The sequence below is a fragment of the Streptobacillus felis genome, from assembly GCF_001559775.1.
Classification (GTDB): domain Bacteria; phylum Fusobacteriota; class Fusobacteriia; order Fusobacteriales; family Leptotrichiaceae; genus Streptobacillus; species Streptobacillus felis.
Window position 1 is genome coordinate 1 of the sequence record NZ_LOHX01000005.1, and the last position, 1,176, is coordinate 1,176.

The 1,176-nt window shown below is 36.1% G+C and carries 1 protein-coding gene; it reads left to right on the top strand.

The features are described 5' to 3' along the window. Positions 1-1,176, top strand: a 1,176-nt coding sequence (gene tuf / locus AYC60_RS00105; RefSeq protein ID WP_067319828.1) for an elongation factor Tu, incomplete at its 3' end; no start/stop codon positions are given.

Consider the following 1,176-nt stretch of genomic DNA (forward strand, 5'->3'; position numbering starts at 1 on the left):
ATGGCAAAACAAAAGTTTGAAAGAAGTAAACCACACGTAAACGTTGGAACAATAGGACACGTAGATCATGGTAAAACAACAACAACAGCAGCTATCTCAAAAGTATTAGCATCAAAAGGGTTAGCACAAAAAGTTGATTTTGAAAACATTGACCAAGCACCAGAAGAAAGAGAAAGAGGAATTACAATAAACACAGCTCACATTGAGTACGAATCAGAAACAAGACACTACGCACACGTAGACTGTCCAGGCCATGCTGACTATGTTAAAAACATGATTACAGGGGCAGCACAAATGGATGGAGCAATCTTAGTAGTATCAGCAGCAGATGGTCCAATGCCACAAACAAGAGAACATATCTTACTTGCAAGACAAGTTGGAGTTCCTTACATAGTAGTATACTTAAATAAAGTAGACATGGTAGAAGAAGAAGAATTATTAGAATTAGTAGAAATGGAAGTAAGAGAATTATTATCTGAATATGGATTCCCTGGGGATGACATACCAGTAGTAAGAGGATCATCACTTGGAGCATTAAATGGAGAAGCGAAATGGGAAGACCAAATAGTAGAATTAATTAACCAAGTAGATACATACATACCAACACCAGAAAGACCAGTTGACCAACCATTCCTAATGCCTATAGAAGATGTTATGACAATTACAGGAAGAGGAACAGTAGTAACAGGAAGAGTAGAAAGAGGAACAGTAAAAGTAGGAGAAGAAGTAGAAATAGTAGGGATAAAAGATACAGCTAAATCTACAGTAACAGGAATAGAAATGTTCAGAAAATTATTAGATTCAGGGGAAGCTGGAGATAATATAGGAGCATTATTAAGAGGAATTAAGAAAGAAGAAGTAGAAAGAGGACAAGTATTAGCAAAACCAGGTTCAATTAAACCACATACTAAGTTCAGAGGAGAAATCTACGTATTAACAAAAGAAGAAGGTGGAAGACATACACCATTCTTTACAGGATATAAACCACAATTCTACTTTAGAACAACTGATATAACAGGAGAAGTAAACTTACCAGAAGGAGTAGAAATGGTAATGCCTGGAGATAACATTTCAGTATCAGTAGAATTAATTCACCCAATCGCGATTGAAACAGGATTAAGATTCTCAATCAGAGAAGGTGGAAGAACAGTAGCATCAGGAGTAGTTGCTGAAATA